Source organism: Microbacterium aquilitoris (assembly GCF_031932285.1).
GTDB lineage: Bacteria > Actinomycetota > Actinomycetes > Actinomycetales > Microbacteriaceae > Microbacterium > Microbacterium aquilitoris.
In genome coordinates this window covers 1-2,450 of sequence record NZ_JAUZVT010000004.1, presented here as the reverse complement: position 1 = coordinate 2,450, position 2,450 = coordinate 1, and the positions used below count along the sequence as shown (strand labels likewise).

General features: G+C 54.7%; 2 rRNA genes (1 of these 2 running past the window's edge). Both read right to left on the bottom strand.

Annotated elements, in window-relative coordinates:
* Nucleotides 1-316 (bottom strand): 23S ribosomal RNA (locus tag Q9S78_RS14275); it reaches 2,889 nt to the left of the window's first position.
* 369 nt (nucleotides 317-685) lie between these two features.
* A 16S ribosomal RNA gene (locus tag Q9S78_RS14270) occupies nucleotides 686-2,208 on the bottom strand.
* The 16S and 23S rRNA genes sit together here, the layout of an rRNA operon.
* Nucleotides 2,209-2,450: the final 242 nt, after the last annotated feature.

Genomic DNA, 2,450 nt, shown 5'->3' with positions numbered 1-2,450 from the left:
AATACGCAACTCCTGCCGGATATCACACGTACTCGGTTTAGCCTGTTCCGGTTTCGCTCGCCACTACTAACGGAATCGCGGTTGCTTTCTCTTCCTGTGGGTACTGAGATGTTTCACTTCCCCACGTTCCCTCTACCCGCCCTATATATTCAGGCGGGAGTCACTAGGTCGGCACGCCGCCCAGCGGGGTTTCCCCATTCGGACACCCTCGGATCAAAACTTGCTTATCAGTTCCCCGAGGCTTATCGCAGATTGCTACGTCCTTCTTCGGCTCCAGATGCCAAGGCATCCACCGTTTGCTCTTAAAGACTTGAAATCACATGAGTTGAATCGTCAATCGAAATTGACTAATGATCTTTAAGATCATCTTTCTGAACCGATCAAAGATCAGTTCAAAGATGCTCGCGTCCACTGTGTAGTTCTCAAAGTACGGGCGGTACCTCCCCCGCACCGGCAACGCCGGCACAAGAAAAGGCCCAGAGGTTCGGACTCTCATCCGGTCCCTCAGGACCCAACAGCGTGCATGTGCCAGAAGCCTCACCCCGAACCGTTCCAGACCCGAAGGCCGTACTAAATCCGAAGGTCACCCTCCGACACCTTGTCAAATGTTCCACCCATGAGCTCCGGCCGAGAACATTCGTCTCGAAACCGGCTCTGTCACTCCGAAGAGTGCAGTGCTCCTTAGAAAGGAGGTGATCCAGCCGCACCTTCCGGTACGGCTACCTTGTTACGACTTAGTCCTAATTACCAATCCCACCTTCGACGGCTCCCTCCACAAGGGTTGGGCCACCGGCTTCAGGTGTTACCGACTTTCATGACTTGACGGGCGGTGTGTACAAGACCCGGGAACGTATTCACCGCAGCGTTGCTGATCTGCGATTACTAGCGACTCCGACTTCATGAGGTCGAGTTGCAGACCTCAATCCGAACTGGGACCGGCTTTTTGGGATTCGCTCCACCTCACGGTATTGCAGCCCTTTGTACCGGCCATTGTAGCATGCGTGAAGCCCAAGACATAAGGGGCATGATGATTTGACGTCATCCCCACCTTCCTCCGAGTTGACCCCGGCAGTATCCCATGAGTTCCCACCATTACGTGCTGGCAACATAGAACGAGGGTTGCGCTCGTTGCGGGACTTAACCCAACATCTCACGACACGAGCTGACGACAACCATGCACCACCTGTTTACGAGTGTCCAAAGAGTTGACCATTTCTGGCCCGTTCTCGTATATGTCAAGCCTTGGTAAGGTTCTTCGCGTTGCATCGAATTAATCCGCATGCTCCGCCGCTTGTGCGGGTCCCCGTCAATTCCTTTGAGTTTTAGCCTTGCGGCCGTACTCCCCAGGCGGGGAACTTAATGCGTTAGCTGCGTCACGGAATCCGTGGAATGGACCCCACAACTAGTTCCCAACGTTTACGGGGTGGACTACCAGGGTATCTAAGCCTGTTTGCTCCCCACCCTTTCGCTCCTCAGCGTCAGTAACGGCCCAGAGATCTGCCTTCGCCATCGGTGTTCCTCCTGATATCTGCGCATTCCACCGCTACACCAGGAATTCCAATCTCCCCTACCGCACTCTAGTCTGCCCGTACCCACTGCAGACCCGAGGTTGAGCCTCGGGATTTCACAGCAGACGCGACAAACCGCCTACGAGCTCTTTACGCCCAATAATTCCGGATAACGCTTGCGCCCTACGTATTACCGCGGCTGCTGGCACGTAGTTAGCCGGCGCTTTTTCTGCAGGTACCGTCACTTTCGCTTCTTCCCTGCTAAAAGAGGTTTACAACCCGAAGGCCGTCATCCCTCACGCGGCGTTGCTGCATCAGGCTTTCGCCCATTGTGCAATATTCCCCACTGCTGCCTCCCGTAGGAGTCTGGGCCGTGTCTCAGTCCCAGTGTGGCCGGTCACCCTCTCAGGCCGGCTACCCGTCGACGCCTTGGTGAGCCATTACCTCACCAACAAGCTGATAGGCCGTGAGCCCATCCCAGACCGAAAAATCTTTCCAACTGCTGACCATGCGGTCGCAGCTCATATCCAGTATTAGACGCCGTTTCCAGCGCTTATCCCAGAGTCAGGGGCAGGTTGCTCACGTGTTACTCACCCGTTCGCCACTGATCCACAGAGCAAGCTCTGCTTCACCGTTCGACTTGCATGTGTTAAGCACGCCGCCAGCGTTCATCCTGAGCCAGGATCAAACTCTCCGTAAAAGAAAAATACTGACAACGACCGGAATAGGCCGAAGCAGCGAGTTTGAACTGACCAAAGAGATAAATCATTGCTGACTATCCGTTTGCCGACCTCCCGAAAGAAGCCGGACTTTGATCCAAAGGAATCTCACCTCAGCCGAAGCTGAAGTCGAGGTTATTTGGCATTTGACAAGTGCACGCTGTTGAGTTCTCAAGGATCGGATGCTCCCACACCACCCCGCAGGGCTTCGTAGTGAGGCAAC